Raw genomic sequence first — 536 nt, 5'->3', positions numbered from 1 at the left:
CCTTTGTCTCCTGTTGCACCCTTGTCTCCAACGGCTCCCTGAATACCAACCGGACCTTGAGCTCCTGTATCACCAGTGGCTCCTTTATCTCCATCTGCTCCTTTATCTCCAGTTGCACCTTTGTCTCCTGTATCACCAGTGGCTCCTTTATCTCCATCAGGACCTTGATCTCCATCTATTCCTTTATCTCCATCTGCTCCTTTGTCTCCAGTCGCACCTTTGTCTCCAGTTGCACCCTTGTCTCCAGTCGCACCTTTGTCTCCTGTATCACCAGTTGCACCTTTGTCACCAGTGGCTCCCTTATCTCCATCAGGACCTTGGGCTCCTATTGGACCTTGATCTCCATCTACTCCTTTATCTCCATCTGCTCCTTTGTCTCCAGTTGCACCCTTGTCTCCAACAGCTCCCTGAATACCAACCGGACCTTGAGCTCCTGTATCACCAGTGGCTCCTTTATCTCCATCAGGACCTTGAGCTCCTATTGGACCTTGATCTCCATCTACTCCTTTATCTCCATCTGCTCCTTTGTCTCCAGT

General features: G+C 50.4%; 1 pseudogene. It reads right to left on the bottom strand.

Features of this window, described 5'->3' with window-relative positions:
* Positions 1–536 (bottom strand): annotated as a pseudogene (locus MWU65_RS17530) (hypothetical protein); the annotation flags it as partial.

The organism is Cellulophaga sp. F20128 (assembly GCF_023015805.1).
Classification (GTDB): Bacteria; Bacteroidota; Bacteroidia; order Flavobacteriales; family Flavobacteriaceae; genus Cellulophaga.
The sequence above is the reverse complement of the archived record's forward strand: the minus strand, read 5'-3'. Positions and strand labels throughout refer to the sequence as shown.